12 protein-coding genes and 2 pseudogenes are annotated in these 26209 nt (G+C 68.5%); 8 read left to right on the top strand and 6 right to left on the bottom strand.

Features of this window, described 5'->3' with window-relative positions; translation table 11 throughout:
- The first annotated feature begins 21 nt into the window (after nt 1–21).
- Entirely contained in the window at nt 22–408 is a 387-nt protein-coding gene (locus JWP83_RS00560) for a PPOX class F420-dependent oxidoreductase (protein ID WP_297724557.1), read from the top strand.
- Between the two features lie 19 nt (nt 409–427).
- On the top strand, nt 428–1282 hold the full coding sequence (locus JWP83_RS00555; RefSeq protein WP_297724554.1) for a type 1 glutamine amidotransferase domain-containing protein: 855 nt from the start codon (nt 428–430) through the stop codon (nt 1280–1282).
- A gap of 49 nt (nt 1283–1331) precedes the next feature.
- Here JWP83_RS00555 and JWP83_RS00550 read toward each other — a convergent pair whose 3' ends face one another.
- Nucleotides 1332–2039 carry a dienelactone hydrolase family protein gene (locus JWP83_RS00550; RefSeq protein WP_297724551.1) on the bottom strand — a complete coding sequence of 236 codons (708 nt, stop codon included), beginning with the start codon at nt 2037–2039 and terminating at the stop codon, nt 1332–1334.
- A 73-nt stretch (nt 2040–2112) separates the two neighbouring features.
- Here JWP83_RS00550 and JWP83_RS00545 point away from each other — a divergent pair, with 73 nt between their 5' ends.
- The 3 genes and pseudogenes from JWP83_RS00545 to lnt form a co-directional block, all read left to right on the top strand.
- The gene (locus tag JWP83_RS00545) at nt 2113–2649 is read left to right on the top strand and encodes an FxsA family protein (protein ID WP_297724548.1); all 537 of its coding nucleotides are present in this window, start codon (nt 2113–2115) and stop codon (nt 2647–2649) included.
- Nucleotides 2650–2808: 159 nt separating this feature from the next.
- Entirely contained in the window at nt 2809–4341 is a 1533-nt protein-coding gene (locus JWP83_RS00540; protein WP_297724639.1) for an amidohydrolase, read from the top strand.
- 199 nt (nt 4342–4540) lie between these two features.
- Nucleotides 4541–7245, top strand: a pseudogene (gene lnt, locus JWP83_RS00535) (apolipoprotein N-acyltransferase); the annotation flags it as partial.
- On the opposite strand, the gene rbpA reads toward lnt, so the two are convergent.
- Nucleotides 7213–7548, bottom strand: coding sequence for an RNA polymerase-binding protein RbpA (gene rbpA / locus JWP83_RS00530; RefSeq protein WP_297724636.1), 336 nt, complete (start codon nt 7546–7548; stop codon nt 7213–7215). The pseudogene lnt and the gene rbpA overlap by 33 nt on opposite strands.
- 160 nt (nt 7549–7708) lie before the next feature.
- Here rbpA and JWP83_RS00525 point away from each other — a divergent pair, with 160 nt between their 5' ends.
- From JWP83_RS00525 to JWP83_RS00515, 3 genes are all read left to right on the top strand, one after another.
- A complete protein-coding gene (locus JWP83_RS00525) occupies nt 7709–8059 on the top strand; it encodes a hypothetical protein (RefSeq protein WP_297724545.1) in 351 nt (116 codons plus the stop codon).
- Nucleotides 8060–8372: 313 nt separating this feature from the next.
- A complete protein-coding gene (locus tag JWP83_RS00520; RefSeq protein ID WP_297724542.1) occupies nt 8373–20957 on the top strand; it encodes a type I polyketide synthase in 12585 nt (4194 codons plus the stop codon).
- Between the two features lie 7 nt (nt 20958–20964).
- Nucleotides 20965–23598, top strand: coding sequence for a sugar epimerase family protein (locus tag JWP83_RS00515; RefSeq protein ID WP_297724540.1), 2634 nt, complete (start codon nt 20965–20967; stop codon nt 23596–23598).
- 83 nt (nt 23599–23681) lie between these two features.
- Here the strand turns inward: JWP83_RS00515 and JWP83_RS00510 are convergent, their stop codons facing one another.
- The 4 genes and pseudogenes from JWP83_RS00510 to JWP83_RS00495 all read right to left on the bottom strand — a co-directional run bounded on the left by JWP83_RS00510 (nt 23682) and on the right by JWP83_RS00495 (nt 26115).
- A complete protein-coding gene (locus JWP83_RS00510; protein ID WP_297724537.1) occupies nt 23682–24713 on the bottom strand; it encodes a fused (3R)-hydroxyacyl-ACP dehydratase subunits HadA/HadB in 1032 nt (343 codons plus the stop codon).
- A 252-nt stretch (nt 24714–24965) separates the two neighbouring features.
- Nucleotides 24966–25403, bottom strand: a complete 438-nt coding sequence (locus JWP83_RS00505; protein ID WP_297724633.1) for a hypothetical protein — start codon at nt 25401–25403, stop codon at nt 24966–24968.
- A 63-nt stretch (nt 25404–25466) separates the two neighbouring features.
- A pseudogene (locus tag JWP83_RS00500) lies at nt 25467–25598 on the bottom strand (dihydrodipicolinate reductase); the annotation flags it as partial.
- Between the two features lie 88 nt (nt 25599–25686).
- Nucleotides 25687–26115 carry a hypothetical protein gene (locus JWP83_RS00495; RefSeq protein ID WP_297724534.1) on the bottom strand — a complete coding sequence of 143 codons (429 nt, stop codon included), beginning with the start codon at nt 26113–26115 and terminating at the stop codon, nt 25687–25689.
- Between the last annotated feature and the right edge of the window lie 94 nt (nt 26116–26209).

Below are 26209 nucleotides of genomic sequence, written 5' to 3'. Positions count from 1 at the left end.
GCTCGGCGGTAAGTTGACACCGTGAGGCCCACCTTCGCCGATCTCGCCAAGGCGCAATACATCCTGTTGACCACCTTCACCAAGGACGGCAAGCCCAAGCCGGTTCCGATCTGGGCCGCGGCCGACGGCGACCGCCTGCTCGTCATCACCGAGGCAAAATCGTGGAAGGTCAAGCGGATCCCCAACACGCCCCGCGTGACGCTGGCCACCTGCACCATGCGCGGCCGCCCGACCAGCGAGGCCGTCGAGGGCACCGCGGCGATCCTCGACAAGTCGCAAACCGGCGCCGTCTACGACGCGATCGGCAGTCGGTACGGCATCGTCGGCAAGGTCTTCAACCTCTTCAGCAAGCTGCGCGGTGGCATTGAGAACAACGTCGGCCTCGAGCTCAAAGTGTCGCCGGGCTAAGACGACTCGGCGGGCAACGATGGGCACCGTCCTGATCCCGATCCCGGACCGCGACTTCGACCCGACCGAGGTCGCCGTCAGCTGGAGGGTGCTGGCCCGGGACGGCCACCGGGTGGTCTTCGCCACCGAAAGCGGCGCCCCCGGGGTCGCCGACGACATCATGGTGACCGGCCGCGGGTTGGACTTATGGTCCGCGCTGCCGGTGTTGGGCAGCGTCCCGGTCGTCGGGCTGATGCTGCGGGCCAACAGCGACGGTCGCAGCGCGTATCGGGACATGCTGCGCTCGGCCGAGTACCAGCATCCGGTCAGCTGGTCACAAGCCAGCCTGGACGGCATCGACGCGCTGCTGTTGCCGGGCGGGCATCGTGCCCGGGGAATGCGCAGTTACACCGACAGCGACGTCCTACAGCGGCTCGTCGTGGACGCCTTTGCCCGTGGGTTGATCGTGGCAGCGATTTGTCACGGCGCGCTGCTCGCGGCGCGCAGCGTCGATCCCACCACCGGTCGCTCGGTGCTGTACGGGCGCAAGACCACGGCGCTGACGTGGGCAATGGAGCGCCTGGCCTGGCGGCTCACGCGGATCACCCGATTCTGGGATCGCGATTACTACCGGACCTATACCGAGGACCCCGGTCAGCCCGCCGGGTACATGTCCGTTCAGTCGGAAGTCACTCGCGCCCTTGAGGATCCGACGGACTTCCGCGATGTCGGCAGCGCCACGCCGCACCGGTGGCTCAAGTCATCGGGGATGGTGCGTGACACGGCCAGCGACTCGCGGCCGGCATTCGTCGTTGACGACGGCAGCTACGTGTCGGCGCGCTGGCCCGGCGACACGCACACCTTCGCGGCCGTCGTGTCGCAGAAGTTGAAGTGACACAACACATTTCAGTGCCGCATCATACCTCTATAGATCCGCCGCCACGCTACGCCGTTGTGCCCGCCGTCAGATGCTCGCCGAAGAAGGCGAAGACTCGGCGCCACGCGTCATCGGTGGCGGCCTGGTCGTAGCCGAAACCCGCGATGCGAAGCAGCGGCTGGGCGGGGAGGGTGTTCGCGAAGCTGTGCCCGACGCCGGGGTAGACCTTGATGTCGGTGGTTATCTGCTTTGCCGCGGTCGCCTCGCGGAACTTGTCAGGGGCGCCCCTACCCAGCGGGTCACGGCCGCCGAAACTCGCGACGATCGGGCACGCCCCGTCCAGAGTGTCGCTGAGGTTGCGGGGCAGGGGAGTGGGGTAGAACGGCGCGGAGGAGCCAAAACCCTTGGGCGACATGACGAGCGCAAACTGGCCGCCCATGCAGAAGCCCGCGATGCCCACGGGCCCGGAACACTCCGACATCGCCTTGAGGTGGTCGCGGGCCGCCACGATGTCGTCGAGGGCGCGGCCCCGCTGTGTCAGTAGCTCCCGCATGACCCTGGTGATGCAGCGGACGAGGCCGCCCCGCGAGTACAGGTTCGGCGTGAGCGCCACATAGCCGGCCTGGGCGATGCGTGCGTTGGTGGCCTCCTTGTCCGGCCGGTAGCCGAACGCGTCGTGGATCACCACCACGCCCGGCCAGGGGCCTTGTCCCTGGGGAAGGTTCAACAGCGCATCAATCGATCCGTCCGGGGTGTCGATCTGAATCGTTGTCATAACGTCATCTAACTGCAGCCGCGCGGGGCGCCACCAGGGGAACTCCACAGCGGCCCGCGGACGTTGGCGTCACATGATGTCGCGGCTGTTGCTGATCTATGCCGTCGTCGAGCTCGCGGCGGTCGTCGCGCTGGTCTCGGCCGTCGGGTGGGGCTGGACGCTGCTGGCGCTGCTGGCCACGCTCGTGCTCGGGTGGGGCCTCCTGGCCCCGATGGCGGGGTCGCAGCTCATCCGCCAGATCGGGCAATTGCGGTCCGGGCTGATCGAGCCGCGCAGCGCGGCGAGCGATGGGGCGCTGGTCACGCTGGCCATCGCCCTGGTCCTCGTTCCGGGGGTGGTCACCACGGCTTTGGGGCTGCTGTTGCTGATCCCGCCGATACGGAAGGTCGCCGGCCCCGGATTGACCGCGATGGGGATGCGTGGCTTGCGGCGGCGGGCGCCGCTGATCACCGACGCGACGTTTTCTGGAGCCGACACCCATGATGGCTATGCCGGCGACGGCCGCAACTACATCGACGGCGAGGTCATCGACGTCAGGGACTTCACGCCGCCGCGACCCCTGCCGAGCGATATCCGCGGTGGACACCCGGGAAATCCGGCTTGGGATTGATTGCCCGGCTCCACGGCCACCGCCGCGCGGCGCGCATCGTCGCCGGGCGGGACTGACCTGCGGCACCGTCGCACGTAGTTTTGGCCTGTGACCGAGGCATCCACCACACTGCTGGTCAACGGGCGGGTGCACAGCCCGACCCATCCCGACGCCACCGCCATGGCGGTCCGCGGCGACGTCATCGCCTGGCTGGGCAGCGACGACGTCGGGCGCAGCCAGTTCCCCGGCGCCGACGTCGAGGACCTGGACGGCGGCTTCGTGGCGCCGGGGTTCGTGGACAGCCATATCCACCTCACCGCGACCGGCCTGATGCTCAGCGGCCTGAACCTGCGACCCGCCGCGTCGCGCGCCCAGTGCCTCCAGCTGGTCGCCGACTACGCGGCCGCCCACCCGGGACAGCCAGTGTGGGGGCATGGCTGGGACGAATCATCGTGGCCCGAGAACACCCCGCCGACCACCGCCGAACTGGATGCCGTCCTCGGTGACCGGCCCGCCTACCTGACTCGCGTCGACGTCCACTCCGCGCTGGCCTCGACGGCGCTGCGTCGGCTGGTCGCGGATTTGCCCGCGGCGGCCGGTTTCGCCCCCGAGCGGCCGCTGGTCGGTGACGCCCACCACCTGGTCCGGGCCGTCGCCCGGGACCAGCTGACCCCCCAACAGCTGGCCGACGCCCGGACGGCCGCGCTGCGGGCCGCCGCCGCGGCCGGCATCGTCGCGGTGCACGAATGCGCCGGCCCCGAAATCGGCGGGCTCGACGACTGGCTGCGGCTGCGTGATCTCGTGGGCGGCGTCGAGGTGATCGGCTACTGGGGCCAGGCGGTGACCACGGCCGCGGAGGCGCGGGCGCTAAGAGACGAGACGGGGGCCCGCGGGCTGGCCGGCGATCTCTTCGTCGACGGGGCGCTCGGGTCGCGCACCGCCTGGCTGCACGAGCCGTATGCCGACGCCCCGGACCGCGTCGGCACCTGCCACCTGGACCCCCACACCGTCGAAGCCCATGTGCGGGCGTGCACCGAGGCGGAGGTGACCGCGGGTTTCCATGTCATCGGCGACGCGGCGGTCTCTGCGGCGGTCGCGGCGTTGGAACGGGTCGTCGCGGACCTCGGGGTGGCCGCCGTCGCCCGCTGCGGGCACCGCCTCGAGCACCTGGAGATGGTCACCGCCGACCAGGCCGCCAAACTGGGCGCGTGGGGCGTCATCGCCAGTGTGCAGCCCAATTTTGATGCGCTGTGGGGCGGCACCGACGGCATGTACGCCCGGCGGCTCGGCGCCGAACGAGGCAGTCAACTCAACCCGCTTGCGCTGTTAGCATCCCAAGGCGTGCCCCTCGCGCTAGGTTCCGACTCCCCGGTAACGGGCATTGACCCGTGGGTGAGCGTGCGCGCGGCGGTCAATCACCACACTCCGGGCAGCGCTGTGTCGGCGCGGGCCGCGTTCGCGGCCGCCACCCGCGGCGGCTGGCGGGCGAGCGGCGTGCGCGACGGCCAGGCGGGAACCCTGGTGCCCGGCGCGCCGGCCTCCTATGCGGTGTGGGACGCAGGGGCCCTGGACGTCCACGCGCCTCGCGACGCCGTCCAGCGCTGGTCCACCGATCCGCGCTCCCGGGTACCCGCCTTGCCGCGCTTGGGCCCCACCGACGCCCTGCCGCGTTGCCGTCGAACCGTGCATCGAGGCGCTGTCATCCATGGCTAAGGAGTGGTTCGGCCGCGACGAGCGATCTGACCAGGACCCCGCGCCCGGCGGCGCCCGCAGGCGCACCGACCCGATAAGCGAAGAGGCCGAATCCGAGCACGAGGAAGAGCCCGTCGAAGTCCACATAGAACCGGCGGCGCCCGACGATCAGCCCTCGGATCTCCCTGCCGCACCCGACGCGCCGAGCCCGGCCGAACGGTTGGGCGCCGCGGCGCGCCGGGCCCTCGCGGGGCTTGACGCAGCGGTGATCGCACGACTGCCCGGCGTTTGGGCCGCGCTGCGGCCACGCCTGCCACGACTGCTGCTCGCCATCGGGGGTGGTCTTCTGCTTTGCGCCAGCTTCCCCGCCTTGAACTGGTGGTGGGCCGCCGTTGTCGCCGCCGCGCTGCTGGCGTGGGTGCTCCAGCATCCGGCCACGACACCGGCGGGTGGTTTGGGCTACGGATTCCTGTTCGGGCTGGCCTTCTACGTGCCACTGCTGCCGTGGATCAGCACCCTGGTGGGCGCCGTGCCCTGGCTGGTGTTGGCGGCCACGTGCGCGCTGTTTCCCGGCATTTTCGGCCTGTGCGCCGTCATAGTGCGGCGGCTGCCCGGCTGGCCGATCTGGTTCGCGCTGGTGTGGTCGGCCCAGGAGTGGCTGAAGTCGATCTTCCCGTTCGGCGGCTTCCCCTGGGGCGCGGTCGCGTTCGGTCAAACCCAGGGTCCGTTGCTGCCGTTGGTTCAGCTCGGTGGGGTTGCGCTGCTGTCCACGGCGACCGTGCTGGTGGGATTCAGCGCGACCGCGATCGCGCTGGAGATCGCGAAGTGGTGGAAAACCGGTCACCCGGCCGGCGCGACAGACACGGCAGCCACGAAAGACCCGGCGCCGCCGCCGGCCGTGGTGCTGCCGGGCGTCTGCATCTGCCTGGTGTTGTTCGCCGCCGTCATCATCTGGCCGCAGGTGCGGCACGCCGGCGCGGGAGCGGGTGGCGAACCGTCGGTCACCGTCGCGGCGGTGCAAGGCAATGTGCCGCGGCTGGGTCTGGACTTCAACGCGCAACGCCGAGCGGTGCTGGACAACCACGTCCGGGAGACCCAGCGGCTCGCGGAGGACGTGCGTGCGGGGCTGGCCCCACAACCGCAATTCGTGATCTGGCCGGAGGACTCGTCGGACATCGACCCACTCGTCAACGCCGACGCCGCCGAGCAGGTCGCGCGCGCCGTCGCGGCGATCGGGGCGCCGATACTGGTCGGCACCGTGCTCGATGTGCCCGGGCGTACGCCGGAAAGCTCGCAGTACACCAACACGGTGATCGTGTGGAATCCGGTCACCGGGCCGGCCGACCGCCACGACAAGGAAATCGTGCAGCCCTTCGGCGAGTACCTGCCGATGCCGTGGCTGTTCAAGCACCTGTCCGGCTATGCCGACCGGGCCGGTCACATGGTGCCCGGCCAAAGCAGCGGCGTGGTGCACATCGCCGGGGTGCCGGTCGGGGTGTCCACCTGCTGGGAGGTGATCTTTGACCGGGCCCCGCGAAAGGCGGTCCTGGGCGGCGCCCAGCTGCTGGCCGTGCCGAGCAACAACGCGACCTTCAACCAGACGATGAGCGAACAACAGCTGGCGTTCGCCAAGGTCCGGGCGGTGGAGCACGACCGCTACGTCGTGGTCGCCGGAACCACCGGGATCAGCGCGGTGATCGCCCCGGACGGCGCTGAGCTGGTCCGCACCGACTTCTTCGAGCCCGCCTACCTGGACATGCAGGTGCGCCTCAAGACGAAGCTGACGCCGGCAACCCGCTGGGGTCCGATCCTGCAGTGGGTTTTGGTCGCGGCGGCCGGCGCGGTCATTCTGGTCGCTATGCGGCACAATGGATGGTTCGCGCGTCCGATTCGTCTGAGGTCCAGGCCTCGCGGTGAATCGGAAGACGCCGGTAAGCCCCCGGGCGAACCCCCGCCCGATGAGGGCGACGCGGAGACCGCGCAAGGCAATGCGCCGGACGAGGGCGGCGATGACGACACTCCGCCCGAGGAGGGCGGCCTACCCGATTTCGGGCGAGACAGAGGAGCTACATGACCACCGGCCAGCCGGCGCCCCGGGTCCCGGGCAACCGTCCCAGCGAGCGCGTCCTGGTGATCATCCCGACGTTCAACGAGCTGGAGAACCTGCCGGTGATTCACCGGCGCCTGATAGCTGCGTGCCCCAATGCACACCTGCTCATCGTCGACGACAACAGCCCCGATGGCACCGGCCAGCTCGCCGACGAGCTGGCCGCGGCCGACCCCGATCGCGTCCACGTGATGCACCGGACGGAGAAGGACGGCCTGGGCGCGGCATACCTGGCGGGTTTCGCCTGGGGCTTGAGTCGGGAGTACTCGGTGCTCGTCGAGATGGACGCCGACGGCAGCCACGCGCCCGAACAGTTGCACCTGCTGCTCGATGCGGTCGACGCCGGCGCCGATCTGGCCATCGGGTCACGCTATGTCGACGGGGGGGCGGTACGAAATTGGCCGTGGCGGCGCTGGGCGCTGTCGTGGACGGCCAACACCTACGCGCGGGTCGCTCTCGGCATTGGCGTCCATGACATCACCGCCGGCTACCGGGCCTATCGCCGCGAAGTCCTCGAGACGATCGGCCTCGACGGCGTGGATTCCAAGGGCTATTGCTTCCAGATCGACTTGACCTGGCGCACCGTTTGCAACGGGTTCGTCGTCGCCGAGGTACCGATCACCTTCACCGAGCGGGAACTCGGCGTCTCCAAGATGAGCGGATCCAACATCCGCGAGGCGCTGGTCAAAGTCACTCGATGGGGCATCGAGGGGCGAAGCACGCGTCCCCGCGCAATCCGGGCCAACAACCGCACGTGATCAATCGCGCCGCGGCGCGGCGCTGGGTCAGCCGCGGCGGCGCGACCGGATCAGATCGAGGCGCTCCTTGAGCAACTCGTCGAGCTCTTCGACCGAGCGGCGCTCCAGCAACATGTCCCAGTGCGTGCGCGGTGGCTTGACCTTCTTCGGCTCGGGCAGGTCGCCCTCGATGAGGGTGCCCTCCATGCCGTTGCGGCACAGCCAGCTGCCGGGGATGTCAGCGTCATCGGCGAAGGGGACCTCGAACTCCTCGCCGTTCTCGGTGCGGTATCGCGCGATCTGGCGCGGCGCGAGGTCGTGGTTGCGGTCAGTCTCGTAGCTCACGGCTCCAAGGCGACTGCCTCTCAGAACGCGATCGGCCATGCGTGCTACTCCTTTAGATCCTCTGGGCTGTGGTGCAATTCTTGTCCCGTTTAGCAAACGTTATGACGGTCTGCGTAGTTCCCAGGCCGACACGCGGCATACGCGACGCGACCTCCCATGATACGGGATTGTGAAAAGCGGCCGACTAAAGTCGGCAGGCGTGCCCCGCCGTGCCCACCCCCACCCGTGCCGCTGGTGCGGTCGAGACGTGACCGACGCCGGGATGGGCCGTCGCCGCCAGTACTGCCGGCAGTCCTGCCGGCAACGCGCCTACGAGCAACGCGCCTCTTTGAATCGGGGTGAGGCCGGGGCCCTGCCTCCTGACGCGGTGGTGCTGTCGGCCGAGGATGCTGCGGACCTCTCGGATCGCGTTTACCAGGTGCGATGCGCGGCGGAGGATGTCGCCACGGCGCTCGACGAGGGGGCCGCGACAGCCGAACTACGCGACCTGTGCGACGTGCTGATCCGGGCCGCCCGCGCCGCCGACGGTTGGCGCCGGGCAGGCGTCTAACCCGCGTTGACCACCACCGATGGGTAGCCGAGTAAAGTCGCGCCATGGGCGGTGGGCCAGGCGTACTCGGGTGTACAGGTCAAAGCCGGTCCACCTGTGGGAGCCGGGAGTATCGGACGTTTTGAAATCCCGCCGGAGTTGGCCATACTCACGAGCGACATTCTTGGGTCGGAGAGCAGCACGACGCTGGTCGAAAAATCCACGAGACCGATTCGTGCAGCAACTTCCGTGACTCGGCAAGGGCGCTCGGCGATGCCGCATCCGGCGGATACAAGACGGCCACATGCCAGGTGAAGGTTAGGCGAGGTTAGTGATGGTGGACCAACTCCAGCATGCGACCGAAGCGCTGCGCAAAGCGCTGGTCCAGGTGGAACGCCTGAAGCGCACCAACCGTGCGCTGCTGGAGCGGTCGAGCGAGCCGATCGCCATCGTCGGCATGTCGTGCCGCTTCCCCGGCGGGGTCGAAACTCCGGAAGACCTGTGGCAGATGGTGGCCCACGGCCGCGACGTGATCACGGAATTCCCCACCGATCGAGGCTGGGACGTGGCGGGGCTGTTCGACCCCGATCCCGACGCGCGCCACAAGACCTACGCCCGCACCGGGGGTTTCGTGGACCGTGTCGCGGACTTCGACCCGGCGTTTTTCGGGATCGCGCCCAGCGAGGCGCTGGCGATGGACCCGCAGCACCGGATGCTGCTGGAGCTGTCGTGGGAGGCATTGGAGCGGGCCGGGATAGATCCCACCGGACTGCGCGGCAGCGCCACCGGCGTCTTCGCCGGACTCATCGTTCAGGGCTACGGCATGTTGGCCGAGGAGATCGAGGGCTACCGGCTCACCGGCATGACCTCCAGCGTCGCCTCCGGGCGGGTGTCGTACGTGCTCGGCCTCGAGGGCCCGGCGGTGTCGGTGGATACGGCGTGCTCGTCGTCGTTGGTGGCCTTGCACATGGCCGTGCAGTCCCTGCGTACGGGCGAGTGCGACCTGGCCCTGGCCGGCGGCGCGACCGTCAACGCGACCCCCACGGTCTTCGTGGAGTTCAGCCGGCACCGCGGGCTGTCGCCGGACGGCCGCTGCAAGGCGTACGCGGGCGCGGCCGACGGGGTCGGCTGGTCCGAAGGCGGGGCCATGCTGGTCGTCGAGCGGTTGTCGGATGCGCGACGGCTCGGGCATCCGGTGTTCGCGGTGGTGCGCGGTTCGGCGGTCAATCAGGATGGCGCGTCGAACGGGCTGACCGCACCCAACGGTCCGTCGCAGCAGCGGGTGGTGCGCGCCGCGCTGGCCAATGCCGGGCTCTCGCCCGCCGACGTGGATGTGGTCGAGGGCCACGGCACCGGGACCACGCTGGGCGATCCGATCGAGGCCCAGGCGTTGTTGGCTACGTATGGGCAGGATCGCGACGAGCCCCTGTGGTTGGGATCGATCAAGTCGAACATGGGCCACACGCAGGCCGGCGCCGGCGTCGCCGGGGTGATCAAGATGGTGCAGGCGATGCGCCACGAGACCTTGCCGGCGACGCTGCATGTCGACGCGCCCAGCCCGCACGTGGATTGGTCGGCGGGCTTGGTGTCACTGCTGACGGAAGCCCGGCCTTGGAAGGCTGACCCGGGTGATGGCCGGGCGCGTCGTGCCGGGGTGTCGTCGTTCGGGATCAGCGGCACCAACGCGCATGTGATCGTCGAGGCCGTGCCGGTTTCGGGGCCCGAGGCCCCGCAACGGGAGCCCGGCCCCAAGCCCGCGGCGCTGCCGTGGGTGGTCTCGGCAAAGTCGGCCTCGGCGTTGCGGTCTCAGGCCGCCCGGCTGGCGGCGCATGTGCGTGCCCATGGTGATCTCGACGCCGCCGATGTGGCGTGGTCGCTGGCGGGCCGGTCAGCCTTCGAGCATCGGGCCGTCATTGTCGGCGGTGATCCCGACCGGTTGCTGGCGGGCCTGGACGAGCTCGCCACCACTGACGTCGAGGCACCCGTATGGGTCGTTCGGGGAGCCGCCGCACCGGCGGGCAAGACCGTCTTCGTCTTCCCCGGCCAAGGCTCCCAATGGCTGGGCATGGGTATCGAATTGCTGGACACCGCACCCGTATTCGCGCGGCAGATCGAGGCGTGCGAGGAGGCCTTCTCCGAGTTCGTCGACTGGTCGCTGACCGGCGTCCTGCGTGGTGCCCCCGGAGCTCCGGGCATGGACCGGGTGGACGTCGTGCAGCCGGTGCTGTTTGCGGTGATGGTGTCGCTGGCCGAACTATGGAAGTCGATCGGGGTCAGTCCCGATGCGGTGATCGGGCACTCGCAGGGCGAAATCGCGGCGGCCTATGTCGCCGGCGCGCTGTCGTTGCGAGACGCCGCGCGGGTGGTCACATTGCGTAGCAAGCTGCTGAGGTCGCTGGCCGGGCCCGGTGGCATGCTGTCTATTGCGTGCAGCACCGAGCGGGCCCGGGAGTTGTTGGCGCCCTATGGAAATCGAGTCAGCATTGCCGCCGTCAACGGCCGGTCCGCCGTCGTGGTGTCCGGCGATGTGGCCGCGCTGGACGAACTCGTCGGCTTCTGCGCCGACCTGGAGCTGCGTACCCGGCGGATCGACGTGGACTATGCCTCGCATTCGGTCGAGGTCGAGGCGATCCGAGGGGAGCTCGCCGAAGTCCTGACCGATATCGAGCCGCGATCCTCGCGCACCGCCTTCTTTTCAACGGTGACCGGAAACCGTTTGGACACGGCGGGATTGGACGCGGACTACTGGTACCGCAACATCCGGCAGACCGTGCAGTTCGACCAGGCGGTGCGCAGTGCGTGCGAGCACGGATTCCGAACCTTCATCGAATCCAGCCCGCACCCCGCGTTGATCGCCGGGATCGAAGACACTGCCAACGATTGCGCCGCCGGCGACACTCCGGCAACCACAGAGGCCATCGTTGTCCCCACCCTGGGTCGCGACGACGGCGGGCTCGCGAGGTTCCTGACTTCGGCCGCCACCGCGTTTGTCGCGGGAGTGACTGTGGCTTGGCGCGGAGTGCTGGATGGGGCCGGCTTCGTGGAGCTGCCGACGTATGCCTTTGACCGCCGCCGGTTTTGGCTGTCCGGGGAAGGTGTTGCGGCCGACGCCACCGGCCTGGGGCTGGCAACCAGCGAGCACCCGCTGCTGAGCGCGGTCGTGGAACTGCCGGCGTCCGGCGGGGTGTTGCTGACGGGCCGGTTGTCGCCCAGTTCGCAGGGTTGGCTGGCCGATCACGCCGTATCCGGTGTGGCCGTGTTCCCTGGCGCCGGGTTTGTGGAGTTGGCGATCCGTGCCGGTGACGAAGTCGGTTGCTCGACGGTCGACGAACTGACGCTGCAGGCGCCATTGATGTTGCCCGGTAACGATTCCGGGTCCGGCTCGGTAGCCGTGCAAGTGGTGGTGGGAGCCGAGGAAGAGACCGGCCGGCGCAGCGTGTCGATTTTTTCGCGCCACGATGCCGGCTCCGGCTGGGTGTGCCACGCCGAGGGCACGCTCAGCACCGGCTCGGTCGAGGCGAGCGCGGATCTGTCGGTGTGGCCGCCGGCGGGCGCGGTCGCGGTCGACCCGGCCGGCGGCTACGAACAGCTGGCGGCGCGTGGGTACGGCTACGGCCCGGCGTTCAGGGGACTGACCGCGACGTGGGTCCGCGGCGACGAGGTGTTCGCCGAGGTGCGGCTACCCGACGCCGCAGGGGGCGTCAAGGGGTTCGGTGTGCACCCCGCTTTGCTTGACGCAGCGATGCACGCGTTGGTGATGGGCCACCAAATCGCCGGCCAGACCGACGAAGTGGTGTTGCCGTTCGCGTGGGAGGGCGTGTCGCTGCATGCCGCGGGCGCGTCGGCGGTGCGCGCGCGCATCGCGCCGGCGGGAACGTCGGCGGCCTCTAGGGCGGTCTGCATCGAGCTCGCCGACGGGCTGGGGTTGCCGGTGCTGTCGGTGCGGGCGATGGCGGCCCGTCCGGTGAGCGAGCAGCAGCTGCGTAAGGCGGTGTCCGGGGCGGGCCCGGACCGGCTGTTTGAGGTGAACTGGTCGCCCGCAACGACAACCGCAGCGGCCGGCGACAACCCCACTCCGTCCCATCAGCTCTTCGAATCCGTTGCCGCTGAGCAAGATCCGCTGACGCAGACCTACGAACGCACGCACCAGGCGCTGGCCACCGTGCAGTCGTGGTTGACCGAGCATGACTCCGGCGTGCTGGTGGTGGCCACCCGGGGCGCGGTCGGCTTGGCGGGCGAGGACGTCACCGATCTGGCGGGCGCTGCGGTGTGGGGCCTGGCACGGTCGGCGCAGACCGAGCACCCCGGCCGGATCGTGCTCGTGGATACCGATGCGCCCCTGGATGATCGGTCGCTCGCCACCGTTCTAGCGCTCGGCGAGCCTCAGCTGTTGCTGCGCGGCGGCAAGGCTTACCACGCGCGAGTGCAGGGCAGCCGCGCCGTCGATGGTCTCTTGGAGCCTCCGGGCGACGGACCGTGGCGGCTGGGTATCAGCAGCGCGGGCACGTTCGAAAACCTGCGCCTGGAGCCGGTGCCCAACGCTGATGCGCCACTCGAGCCGGGCCAGGTTCGGGTGGCTCTTCGCGCCATCGCCACGAACTTCCGCGACGTCATGATCACCCTGGGCATGTTCACCCACGACGCGCTGCTCGGCGGTGAAGGCGCCGGTGTGGTGGTCGAAGTCGGGCCGGGGGTCACCGAGTTCGCGGTCGGCGATTCGGTGTACGGATTCTTCCCCGACGGCAGCGGCACGCAGGTCGCCGGCGACGTCCGCCTGCTGGTGCACAAGCCCGCCGATTGGTCCTACGCCGAAGCCGCCGCGATCTCGGCCGTTTTCACCACCGCGTACATGGCGTTCATCCACCTGGCCGACGTCAAACCGGGACAGCGGGTGTTGGTGCACGCCGCCGCCGGTGGCGTCGGAATGGCGGCCGTTCAGATGGCCCGGCATTTGGGCCTGGAGGTTTTCGGGACCGCGAGCCGCGGCAAGTGGGACACCCTGCGGGCCATGGGCTTTGACGACGACCACATCGCGGACTCACGCAGCCTGGAATTCGAGGACAAGTTCCGGGCGGTCACCGGTGGCCGCGGCATGGACGTGGTGCTGGACTCGCTGGCCGGCGAATTCGTCGATGCCTCGCTGCGGCTGGTCGCACCCGGCGGCGTCTTCCTGGAGATGGGCAAGACCGACATCCGCGACCCCGGCGCGGTCGCCCAGGAATATCCCGGCGTGCGCTATCGCGCCTTCGACCTCTTCGAGCCCGGCCGTCCCCGGATGCATCAGTGGATGCTGGAGCTGGCGGAGCTGTTCGATGCCGGGGTGTTAAAGCCGTTGCCGGTGACGACGTTTGACGTGCGACGCGCGCACACCGCGTTACGGTACCTGAGTCAGGCCCGCCACATCGGCAAGGTCGTCATGAAATTGCCGTCCGGGCTGGCTGCCGGCACCGTGCTGATCACCGGCGGGACCGGCATGGCCGGTTCGACCGTGGCCCGTCACTTGGTGGCGCATCACGGCGTTCGGGACTTGGCGCTGCTGAGCCGCCGCGGTCCGGATGCGCCGGGCTCCGCCGAATTGGTGGCCGAGTTGGAGGCGGCGGGGGCCCGGGCCCGGGTGGTCGCCTGCGATGCGGCCGACCGTGTGGCGCTGGCGACGGTAATCGACGATATTTCGGCGCAGCGGCCGCTCTCGGGCGTCGTTCATGCGGCAGGCGTGCTTGACGACGCGATGGTCACCTCACTGACGCCCGAGCGCGTCGATGCGGTGTTGCGGGCCAAGATCGATGCGGCTTGGAACCTGCACGAATTGACACGCGGTCTGGATCTGTCGGCCTTCGTGATGTTCTCCTCGATGGCCGGGCTGGTGGGCTCGTCGGGCCAGGGCAACTACGCGGCGGCCAACTCGTTCCTGGACGGATTGGCGTCGCATCGGCGGGCGCACGGGTTGCCGGCGATCTCGCTGGCGTGGGGGCTGTGGGATCAAGCCAGCGCCATGACGGGTGGGCTGGACGCCGCCGATCTCGCCCGGCTGGGCCGCGACGGGATCCTGGCGTTGTCCTCGGCGGAGGCGATGGAACTGTTCGACACCGCACTGATCGTCGACGAACCGTTCATGGCGCCCGCCCGCATCGATCTCGGCGCGCTGCGCGCCCATGCCGTCGCGGTGCCACCGATGTTCAGCGACCTGGTCAACGCGCCGACCCGGCGCCGGGTCGACGACTCGCTGGCGGCCGCGAAATCGAAATCGGCGCTCGCGCATCGCCTGCACGGGCTGCCCGAAGCCGAGCAACACGCGGTGCTGCTGGACCTGGTGCGCTCGCACATCGCCACTGTGCTGGGGAACACGTCCGCCGAGGCGATCGATGCGGACAAGGCGTTCCAGGAGTTGGGCTTTGACTCGCTGACCGCGGTCGAACTGCGTAACCGGCTCAAAACCGCTACCGGACTGTCCCTTTCGCCCACACTGATCTTCGACTACCCGACGCCGAACGCCCTGGCGAGCTACATCCGCACCGAACTCGCCGGAGTGCCGCAAGAGGTCAAGCACGCCCCGGTCGTTCGCGCCACCGACGATGACCCGATCGTGATCGTCGGCATGTCCTGCCGCTATCCGGGCGGGGTGAACTCCCCCGACGACCTTTGGGAGATGCTGACCGAGGGCCGGGACGTGCTCTCCGAATTCCCTAGCGATCGGGGTTGGAACCTGGCCGGGCTGTATAACCCGGACCCCGACGTTCCAGGCACGTGTAATACCCGCACCGGGGGTTTCGTGGATGGCGTCGCCGACTTCGACCCCGCCTTCTTCGGCATCGCGCCGAGCGAGGCGCTGGCCATGGATCCGCAGCAACGGCTGTTTCTCGAGTTGTCCTGGGAAGCCTTGGAGCGCTCGGGGATTGAACCCGGCACGTTGCGCGGCAGCGCCACCGGCGTGTTCGCCGGGGTGACGACGCAGGGATACGGCGTATCGACCGCCCACTCGGCGGAGGGGTTCCGGCTGACCGGCATGACCCCCAGCGTCGCGTCGGGCCGGGTGTCGTATGTGCTGGGGTTGGAGGGCCCGGCGGTATCGGTGGACACGGCGTGTTCGTCGTCGTTGGTGGCGTTGCACATGGCGGTGCAGTCGCTGCGCTCCGGTGACTGCGATCTCGCCCTGGCCGGCGGCGTCACGGTCAACGCCACGCCCGACATCTTCGTGGAGTTCAGCCGCATGCGCGGGTTGTCCCCGGATGGGCGGTGCAAGGCCTACGCCGGCGCGGCGGACGGCACCGGATTCTCCGAGGGCGGCGGCATGCTCGTGGTGGAGCGGCTGTCGGACGCGCAGCGGCTCGGGCACCCCGTGCTGGCGGTGGTGCGGGGTTCGGCGATCAATCAGGACGGCGCGTCCAACGGCTTGACCGCGCCCAATGGCCCGTCGCAGCAGCGGGTGGTGCGCGCGGCGTTGGCCAACGCCGGGTTGTCCGCGGCCGAAGTCGGCGCGGTCGAGGGCCACGGCACCGGCACCACGTTGGGCGATCCGATTGAGGCCCAGGCGCTGTTGGCGACCTACGGGCAAGGCCGCGGATCGGGTGAGCCGCTGTGGTTAGGGTCGATCAAGTCGAACATCGGTCACACGCAGTCCGCGGCCGGCGTCGCCGGTGTGATCAAGATGGTGCTGGCGATGCGCCACGAGATGTTGCCGGCGACATTGCATGTCGACGAGCCGAGCCCGCATGTGGATTGGTCGACGGGATCGGTGTCGTTGCTGACCGAGCCGCGGCCCTGGCCGGCGCAGGGCAAGACGCTCCGGGCCGGGGTGTCCTCGTTCGGGATCAGCGGCACCAACGCACACGTGATCCTCGAGGCGGTGCCCGCCGAGTCGCACCGCGTCGTGGAGAGCCCCACGGTGCCGGTGGTGCCGTGGGTGGTGTCGGCGAAATCGGCATCGGCGTTGAGATCTCAGGCCGGGCGGTTGGTCGCGCATGTTCGGGCCCACGGTGAGCTCGCGGATGCCGATGTGGGGTGGTCGTTGGCGGGCCGCTCAACCTTCGAGCATCGGGCCGTCGTCGTCGGGGCTGACCGCGAAAGCTTGTTAACCGGGCTGGATGAGCTGGCGGGGGTCGACTCGGCCGGCTCGATCATGCCCGGGCCAGTTCAGGGCACTGCGCGCCCCGGTGGCAAGACCGTCTTCGTCTTCCCCGGCCAAGGCTCGCAAACACTCGGCATGGGAATGGGATTGCACGCCGCATACCCGGTGTTCGCCGAGGCGTTCAACAGCGTGGTGGCCGAACTGGACCGGCACCTGCTGCGGCCACTGCGCGAAGTCATGTGGGGCCACGACGAAAACCTCCTCAACACCACCGAATTCGCGCAGCCGGCCTTGTTCGCGGTAGAAGTTGCCTTGTTCCGGCTGATCGAATCCTGGGGCGTGCGGCCCGATTTCGTGATGGGTCACTCGATCGGTGAGGTCTCCGCCGCACACGTCGCCGGCTTCCTGTCGCTGGAGAACGCGGCGGTACTGGTGGCCGCCCGGGGCCGGTTCATGCAGGCGCTGCCGGCGGGCGGGGCGATGATCGCCCTGCAGGCCACCGAAGAGGAGGTGCGGCCGCTGCTGGTGCCCAGCGCCGGCATCGCGGCGATCAACGGGCCGGCCTCGGTGGTGATTTCGGGCGCAAAGCAGGCAGTGGCCGCGGTGGCCGATCAGCTCCGCGCCGACGGCCGCCGCGTCCACCAACTCGCGGTTTCCCACGCGTTCCACTCCCCGTTGATGGATCCGATGATCGACGAATTCGGCACCGTCGCCAGCGGACTAGCCGTCGGCAAGCCCACCATCCCGATCGTCTCGAACGTGACCGGGCAGCTGGCGGGCGACGACTTTGCGTCGGCGGCGTACTGGAAGCGGCACGTACGCGAAGCGGTGCGATTCGCCGACAGCGTCCGCTTCGCGCACTCGGCCGGCGGCAACCGCTTCCTCGAAGTCGGGCCGAGCGGGGGCCTGGCGGCGTCGATCGAAGAGTCGCTACCGGATGCCGCCGTGACCACCATGTCGGCGCTGCGCAAGGACCGCGCGGAGCCGGTGGCCCTGACAAACGCCGTCGCGCAAGGGTTCGTCGCCGGGATGGACGTGGACTGGCGCGCTGCGCTCGGCGGAGCTGATTCCAAAGCCAATTTCGTCGAATTGCCCACGTATGCCTTTGAACGGCGCCGCTTTTGGCTCGCGGGCGACGGTCCCCGGGCCGATGCCGCCGGGCTGGGGCTGGCCGCCGGCGAGCACGCCTTGCTGGGCGCGGTGGTGGAGCTGCCGGCCTCGGGCGGCGTGGTGCTGACCGGCCGGTTGTCGCCGAGCGCGCAAGGCTGGCTGGCCGATCACGCCGTCGGCGGTGTCGTGCTGTTCCCGGGTGCGGGATTTGTCGAGTTGGCGATCCGGGCCGGCGACGAGGTGGGCTGCGGGGTTGTCGACGAGCTGAATTTGGCGGCGCCGCTGGTGTTGCCGGCCGGTGGGTCGGTCGCGGTCCAGGTAGTTGTTGGTGGTGCGGACGATTCGGGCGCCCGCGCGGTGTCGGTTTTCTCGCGCGCCGAGGCGGGGTCCGGCTGGTCGCTGCACGCCGAAGGCGTACTTCGCCCGGGGTCGGTCCAGCCGACCGCGGACCTGTCGGCGTGGCCGCCGGTGGGTGCGGTCCCGGTGGATATCGGCGACGGATACGAGCAGCTGGCCGAGCGGGGATACGCGTATGGGCCCGCATTCCGCGGCTTGACGTCGATGTGGCGCCGCGGCGATGAGGTGTTTGCCGAAGTCGCGCTGCCCGAGGACGCCGGAGTTTCGGTGGCCGGGTTCGGGATCCACCCCGCGATGCTCGACGCGGCATTGCACGCGGTGATCTTGGCGTCGGATAGCGGCGAGCTCGCCGAAGGTTCGATGCTGGTGCCGTTCTCCTGGCAGCAGGTGTCCTTGCACGCCGCGGGCGCGGCGGCGGTGCGTGCGCGGATCGTGCCCGTGGGCGATTCGGCCGTATCGATCGAGTTGGCCGACGGGTTGGGGCTGCCGGTGCTCTCGGTGGCGTCGATGGTGGCCCGGCCGGTGACCGATCAGCAGCTGCTGGCCGCGGTGTCCAATTCGGGGCCGGACCGGCTCTTCGAGGTTGTCTGGTCCGCTCTGTCGTCCCCCGCGGTGCAGCCGGTGTCGGTGTGCGCCTGGGGCGCCGGGGAGTTGGAGGAATCAGACAATTCCGAAGGTTCGGCCGTGCTGTTCGAATCGGCACCGGTGGCCGGGGACATCCTGACGGAGGTGTACGCGGCCACGCGCGCGGTGCTGCCGGTGCTGCAGTCGTGGTTGGCCCGTGAAGGGGCAGGAACGTTGGTGGTGTCGACCCGTGGCGCGATGGCGTTGCCGGGGGAGGACGTCACCGATTTGGCGGGTGCGGCGGTGTGGGGGCTGGTGCGGTCGGCGCAGACGGAGCATCCCGGCCGGATCGTGCTCGTCGACACCGATTCGCCGCTGGATCCTGACGTAATGGCGGCGGTTTTGGCGGCGGCCGAGCCGCAGGTGTTGCGGCGGAATGGGACGGTCTACACCGCGCGGGTGCGCGGCAGCCGTGCCGTCGGCGGTCTTTTGGTGCCACCCGACGATGGCCCGTGGCGGCTGGGCATGAGCAGCTACGGCACGATCGAGAATCTGCGATTGGAGCCGATCCCCGATGCCGATGCGCCGCTGGGCCCCGGCCAGGTGCGGGTCGCCCTGTCGGCCATCGCCGCCAACTTCCGCGATGTGATGATCGCGTTGGGTCTCTATCCTGACCCAGACGCCGTCATGGGTATCGAGGCCTCCGGCGTCGTCTTGGAAACTAGGCCCGAAACCGCCTCGGACAATGGCCGTTTCGCGATCGGCGACCGCGTCATGGGCCTGTTCCCGGACGGGACCGGGACGATCGCCACCACCGACCAGCGGTTGCTGGTCAAGGTTCCGGCCGGATGGTCACACACCGCGGCCGCGACAACTTCGGTGGTGTTCGCCACCGCGTGCTACGCGTTGGTCGACCTGGCGGGCGTCAAGCCCGGTCAGCGGGTACTCGTGCACGCCGCCGCCGGTGGCGTCGGCATGGCCGCGGTCCAATTGGCCCGGCACTTCGGACTGGAAGTGTTCGCGACGGCCAGCCGTGGCAAATGGGACACGCTGCGGGCCATGGGCTTTGACGACGACCACATCTCCGACTCGCGCAGTTTGGAGTTCGAGGACAAGTTCCGGACCGTCACCGGTGGGCGAGGCGTGGATGTGGTGCTCGACTCGCTGTCCGGCGATTTCGTGGATGCTTCCCTGCGACTGGTTGCCCCCGGCGGGGTGTTCCTGGAGATGGGCAAGACCGACATCCGCGACCCCGAGACCGTCTCCCGGGACCACGCCGGTGTGCGCTACCGCGCCTTCGACCTCTTCGAGGCCGGACCGGAGCGCATTGCGCAGATGCTCGACGAGTTGGCCACCCTGTTCGGTGACGACGTACTACAACCGTTGCCGGTCACCAGGTTTGACGTACGGCGCGCGCCGGCCGCGTTGCGGTACTTGAGCCAGGCCCGCCATGTCGGCAAGGTCGTGATGAGCATGCCCGACGCCTGGGCGGCGGGCACCGTGCTGATCACCGGTGCGACCGGGATGGCGGGTTCGGCGTTGGCACGCCACGTCGTGGCCCGGCACGGTGCGCGCAACCTGGTGCTGATGAGTCGGCGCGGACTGGATGCGCCGGGAGCCGCGGAGCTGATGGCCGAGCTGTCCGCGGCCGGTGCCCAGGTACAGGTCGTCGCTTGCGACGCGGCAGACCGAGAGGCCGTCGCCAAGGTGCTCGCCGATATCCCGGTGCAGCGACCGCTATCCGGAGTGATTCACGGGGCAGGGGTGCTCGACGACGCGGTGATCTCGTCGCTGACGCCGGAACGCATTGATGCGGTGTTGCGCGCCAAGGTCGATGCGGCGTGGAACCTGCACGAGCTGACCCGTGAGCTCGATGTGTCGGCTTTCGTCCTGTTCTCGTCGATGGCCGGGTTGGCGGGAGCGTCGGGACAGGCCAACTACGCGGCGGCCAACTCGTTCCTCGACGGGTTGGCCGTGCACCGACGGAATCAAGGGTTGCCGGCGATATCACTGGCGTGGGGCCTGTGGGACCAGTCCAGCGCCATGACCGGTGCGCTGGGCGCCGCCGACCGTGCCCGGTTCGGTCGAGACGGGATCGTCGCGATGTCCTCCGACGAGGCGCTGGAATTGATGGACACCGCCCTGATTGTCGACGAGCCATTCATGTTGCCCGCTCATATCGACCTCGCGGCGCTGCGCGTCAAGTTCGACAATGGCACGTTGCCGCCCATGTTCGTCGATTTGATCAACGCGCCGACCCGGCGTCAGGTTGACGATTCGCTGGCCGCGGCGAAATCGAAATCGGCTCTGCTGCAGCGCCTCGAGGGGCTGCCCGAGGACGAGCAGCATGCCGTGCTGCTGGACTTGGTGCGCTCCAACATCGCCACCGTGCTGGGCAACTCGAGCCCCGAGTCCATCGACCCGGACCGTGCGTTCCAGGAGTTGGGCTTCGACTCGCTGACCGCCGTCGAGATGCGCAACCGGCTCAAGTCCGCGAGTGGACTGGCGCTTTCGCCGACGCTGATTTTCGACTACCCGAATTCGGTCGCGCTGGCGGGTTACATGCACCGCGAACTCGTCGGCACATCCGAGCAGAACACCCCGGCAGCCGCGCCGGGCGAGGCCGAAATCCAGCGCGTTGTGGGGTCCATTCCGGTCAAGCGCCTGCGCCAGGCGGGAGTGCTGGAACTGCTGCTCGCGTTGGCGAACGAGTCCGAGGGTGCCGCGCAGCCGGCGACACCGGCGCTGACTTCCGAAAAGGACATCGCGGACATGGACCTCGACGCTCTGGTCAACGCGGCGTTGCGCGACGATGACGAGTAGGCATTAGGTGAGAATCGCGGTCACCGGCGCCAGCGGCGTGCTCGGCCGTGGTCTGGCCAGCCGACTGCTCAGCCAGGGCCACGCTGTGGCGGGTATCGCCCGGCACCGGCCCGAAAGCTGGCCCAGTGCCGCCGATTTCGTTGCCGCAGACATCCGGGACGGGGACGCCGTGCAACGCGCCCTTGCCGGCGCGGACGTCGTCGCGCACTGCGCGTGGGCGAACAGCCCCGGACACGACGGCCGGATCAGCCACCAGGTCAATATCGAAGGCACCCGCAACGTGCTGGCGGCGATGGCTGAAACCGATGCCAGGAGGATCGTTTTCGCGTCGTCGGCACATGTCTACGGCGGGGGAGACACGCCGAAGACCGAGCACGACTCCATCACTCCGGTCAGTGCCGACGGCCAGCTCAAAGCTCGGGTCGAACGCATGCTCGCGGACTCGGGGGCGGAATGGCTCGCGATCCGCTCCGCGCTGATCCTCGGCCGAAGCGTCGACAACTGGGTGCGCCGGCTGTTGGCGTTACCGGCGTTCCCCGGCGTGTCGGACGATGCCCGCATGCAGGTCGTCCACCTCGATGACGCACTCCGGCTGTTCAACCACGCGATCGTTGACACCGGGATCGACAGCGGCCCAGTCAATCTCGCTGCACCGGGCGAGTTGACATTCGGGCAGATCGCCGCCGCGCTCGGCCGCCGCGTCGTGCGGCTGGGCGTTGGGCCGGCGCAGCTGCAACTGGTGCGCAGCGCTCCGCTCATGGATACCTCGAAGATGCGCGAGCAGTGGGGATTCCGCCCCGCGTGGGAGTCCGACGAATGTATCGAAGATTTCGCACTCGCGGTGCGGGGTCGGGTCACCCTGGGCAAGCGGGTGGTTTCGTTACCATGGCGGCTGGCCAATATCCAGGAGCTGCCGTCGGTCGACGCGCCGACCGACGACGGGGTGAAGCCCACTTGGGCTGGCCCAGCAGGAGATAACGGAGAATTCGACACACCGATCGACCCGCGCTTTCCCACGTTTTTGGCCACCAATTTGTCGGAGGCACTACCCGGCCCGTTCTCGCCGTCATCGGCGTCGGCAACGGTTCGCGGGCTGCGGGCCAGCGCCGTGTGCGTAGCCGAGCGGTTGCGGCCAGGGGGGACGATCGAGCGCGAAATCGCGATGCGCATGGTCGCGGTGTTCGCCCACCGGCTGTACGGCGCCATCACGACCGCGCATTTCATGGCCGAAACTGTGCCTTTCGTGAAGCCGGCGACGGTCGTCAGCAACAGTGGATTCTTTGGTCCGAGTATGGCGTCGTTGCCGATCTTCGGCGAGGAGCGTCTACGCTCCGAAACCGGCCGCCTGCGAAAGCAATTGCGGACCGTTCGCAACATCGGGGTGTTCGGTATCAACCTGATCGGCCTTAGCGCCGGCTCGCCCCTGGACACCCGCGAATTCGTGGCTGATGTCGATCGGCTGGAACGCCTTGCCGACGACGACCTCTCTCGGCTCGACGATCGCCGGCTGCTCAGCCTGATCTCGTTGGCGCGCGACGATGTCGTGCACGGCTGGGTGCTGGCGGCGGGCTCATTCCTGCTGTGCGCGGCGTTCAACGTGTTGCTGCGCGGTTTGTGTGGGCGAGACACCGCCCCAGCTGCCGGGCCGGAATTGGTCAGCGCGCGATCGGTGGAGGCGATGCAGCGGTTGGTGCTCGCCGCACAGTGCGATCCGAAAGTTACGGCGCTGCTGGCCGAACCGGGAAACCGGCTGGGCAAGTTGGCGGTCGAGGCACCGGAGTTCCACGCCGCGCTGCTGGCCGAGCTGGCGCTGATCGGGCACCGCGGACCGGCCGAGCTCGAGATGCTGTCCACCAGCTACTCCGACGATCCCGAGCTGCTGGTCCGGATGGTGGCGAAATCGATCAGCGCGGCCGGGGCACCGCAGCCGCAACGGCCACGGATTCCGCTGCGGGCCAAGCCTATTGCTGCCCTGGCAGCGCAACAGCTGCGCGACCGAGAGGTCCGTCGCGACAAGGTGGTGCGGGCCAACTGGGTGCTACGCAACCTGTTGCGCGAGTATGGGCGCAGGCTGGTCGGGGCCGGAACCTTCGACGCCGCCGACGATGTGTTCTATCTGCTCGTCGACGAGCTCGACGCACTCCCAGCAGATGTCGGGGGATTGGTGGCCCGGCGCCGCGCCGAACACCGCCGGCTGGTCGCCGTCGTTCCACCGACGGTGTTCAGCGGGAGTTGGCAGCCAACCACGACGACGTCGCCCACTCTGAGCAGCGGTGACACCACCCGCGGTGTCGGCGTGTGCGGGGGGAAGGTGCGCGGCCGAGTGCGCATCGTTCGGCCCGAAACCATCGACGACTTGCAACCCGGCGAAATCCTTGTCGCGGAGGTCACCGACGTCGGGTACACCGCCGCGTTCTGCTACGCCGCTGCCGTGGTGACCGAGCTCGGCGGCCCGATGTCGCACGCCGCGGTGGTGGCGCGTGAATTCGGGTTTCCCTGTGTGGTGGACGTTCAGGGAGCTACCAGGTCGTTGCCGCCGGGTGCCCTCATCGAGGTCGACGGGACGACCGGCGAAATTCAAGTGCTTGAGCTGGCCCCCGAAGACAACCCGTCATCTCCGGCGAGCGGCCGCATCGGTTAAGACTCGGTTGGGGCCGCGTCGAACTCGAAGCGGCGCCCTAAATCGTCGATGTCGGCTCAGGTGCAGGCTGAGGTCCGCGGGGGTCAGCGGAAGCGGACGTTCAACGTCGCCAGGCCGAAGATTTTCCGGCCACCGGATTTCGCGGCGAGAATGACGACACCGCTGCGGGTGGCCGGGTCCAGCGACTTGATCCGGCCGCTGAACTCGATGTCTGCGCCGTCGGCGGCAGAGACGATCGCGGGCTGGGACAGACGCACCGCGTAGCGGGTAACCGCACCGGGGTCGCCCGACCATGCCGACGCGAATCCGGCACCCACACCCATGGTGAGCATTCCGTGCGCGATCACATCGGGCAGCCCGGCCAGCTTGGCGATATCCTCGTCCCAGTGGATCGGGTTGGCGTCGCCCGCCACTCCGGAATAGTTCACCAGGTCGCCGCGGGACAGTCGGACGTGGTGCGCCGGTAGCACGTCGCCGACCTTCAGGTCATCGAAGTATGGCGTCCCAGGCGTGCGGCTCGCGCCTCCCTCGGCGATTCGAACCTCACCCTCGGGGCGCACCGTCTTCTCGTAGACCGCATCGGATTCGCCGATTCCGAGGATGTTCACGTCGTGCATGATCACGTTCTGCACGGCCATCGTGATCGCCGGATCGACATCCTCGGCGGTGACGCCGACGACGGTGGTGTGCAAGGTGTGTACCCGCTCGCCGGCAGTGTCGGTGAAGGTGTTGGTCACGGTGATCAGGTCTCTGCCGGCGAACCTGCGCACCGACGACAGCTCGACGTCGACGTGCAGCTCGTCGTGGGTCACGATCGGGCGGTGCTGCTCGAAGACTTCTTCGGTCTGCACGTAGGTGTCATAACCGACGACCACCGATTCGAACAGGTGCCGGTTGGCCGCCATGGCCGGGATCGACGTGAACGTCAGCGGCGCCACCAGGCCCGAGTAGCCCAGCTCCGCGGCGGCGGCCGCATCCCAATGTGCGGGGTGATAGTCCTGCACTGCGCGGGCGTACTCGCGGATCTTCTCGCGGCCGACCCGGTAGGTGTCGTCCACCCGATAGTAGTGGCCGACCCGCGCTTCAATTTCTGACGTTTCTGCTGCTGCGGTCATAAATTTGCTCCACTTTTCTATCGGCGGGTTCGCTGGGGCCGACCAAAGCACACTAACGTGCGGACACCGTAGTAATAGACACCGCTACGCTTCGCCGGTTCGCGTCCGCGTGATCGTCGATACGAGGCGCTCGGGTAGTTTCGGCAGGGGTTTGGGCGCCCACCAATTTCACCTGCCGAGCAGGTGCATGAACGCCGCCGTCAACCCTGCCGCCCGCGCCAGTCTGTTCCTAATCGGTTGGCTCGTCGGCGGTCACGGAATATTGGTCGCCAGAAACGTGAGTGGCAGGCCCAAAACTGACAAGTCGATTTCGTCGAGATAGGAGCCCTCGCCCTCGGAGTTCTGCCGGAAACGCGTTGTCGCGCCGTAGCGCTCGGCAACGACTTCAGCCGCCGAGGCTGCCGGAACCCGGATCACCACGCTGTACACGCCGTCGCCGTGACTTTCGAGGAACTCATTCACCGAAGTGGCCACCGGCCCGGGCGATCCTGGGATCGGGCTGATCAGCTCGATACCGCGATTCCAGTCGAGGCGAATGTCCAAGCCGAGTTCGGTCAGCTGGAAATTCTCGAAGGCGAATCCCAGGTCGGTGAATAGTTGCCCGACAGCGGCATGCCGCTCGGGTGCCACGGCGAACACCACGTGATGAAGCAGAGGCGATGAGTCTATTGGGGTCGTTTGCTCAGGCATGGACGTCTTCCTGTCGAAGGCTGTGGATTGGCGCAAAGTACCCCACGAGGAAGTAGTAGCGGCGGGTATCGCGGTGATCGCCGGCATAGCGGTGATGGTGAGACCCAGCATGATGTAGTCGTCCAACGTCTAGCCCCGAAAGTCCGGCGGCGGAAGAAAGCTCAGCATGGTCGTGATTGTCGGTTGACCTTGAACCCATCGATGGGAAAACCGTACCGGAATCTTGCCGACGTTACCCGTCGTTCACTGAACGACCCGATAGGTCAACGGGTCAGTCCTGTCACTAGTGCGCCGCGGCGTGCTGTTGGGCCGCTTGGCGAGTGAGCCTTTCGTTGTGGATCCTGACGAGTTCGCGGAACCCAAGCCTGTGGTACTTCGGTATCGGCTGGATGCCCCACACGTCCTGTGCGGTGGCCTTACCCTCGGCACCCTCTGGCGGCCCCAATGGCGGGTAGGGGTACTTGCACTCCAAGGTGTCATTGGAGTACCGAATCTTCAGCAGCTCACTGCAGATTTCGGTCAGGCTAAGCGTGGGGTAGCCGTAATAGACCGCCATGAACGGCAACGTGAACGCACCCTCGATCACCAGCGCCACCAGGCACACCAAGACGGCCCGCTTGATCCATTTATGCATTCGTGCGTAGTACGGCGTCGTCCCCGGCTCGAGATCCTGCGTCGGGTCCTTTTCCTCGGCTGGCGACGGTTCGATCATCGCAATGCTCCTAATCCCGTTTAGTCGGTGAATATTTCTGGGTTGTCGGTGTGGTGATTCGGGAGAGCGAGGAAGGGGGTGAGGTAGAAGATGT

The sequence above is a fragment of the Mycobacterium sp. genome (genome assembly GCF_025965855.1).
GTDB lineage: Bacteria > Actinomycetota > Actinomycetes > Mycobacteriales > Mycobacteriaceae > Mycobacterium.
The sequence above is the reverse complement of the archived record's forward strand: the minus strand, read 5'-3'. Positions and strand labels throughout refer to the sequence as shown.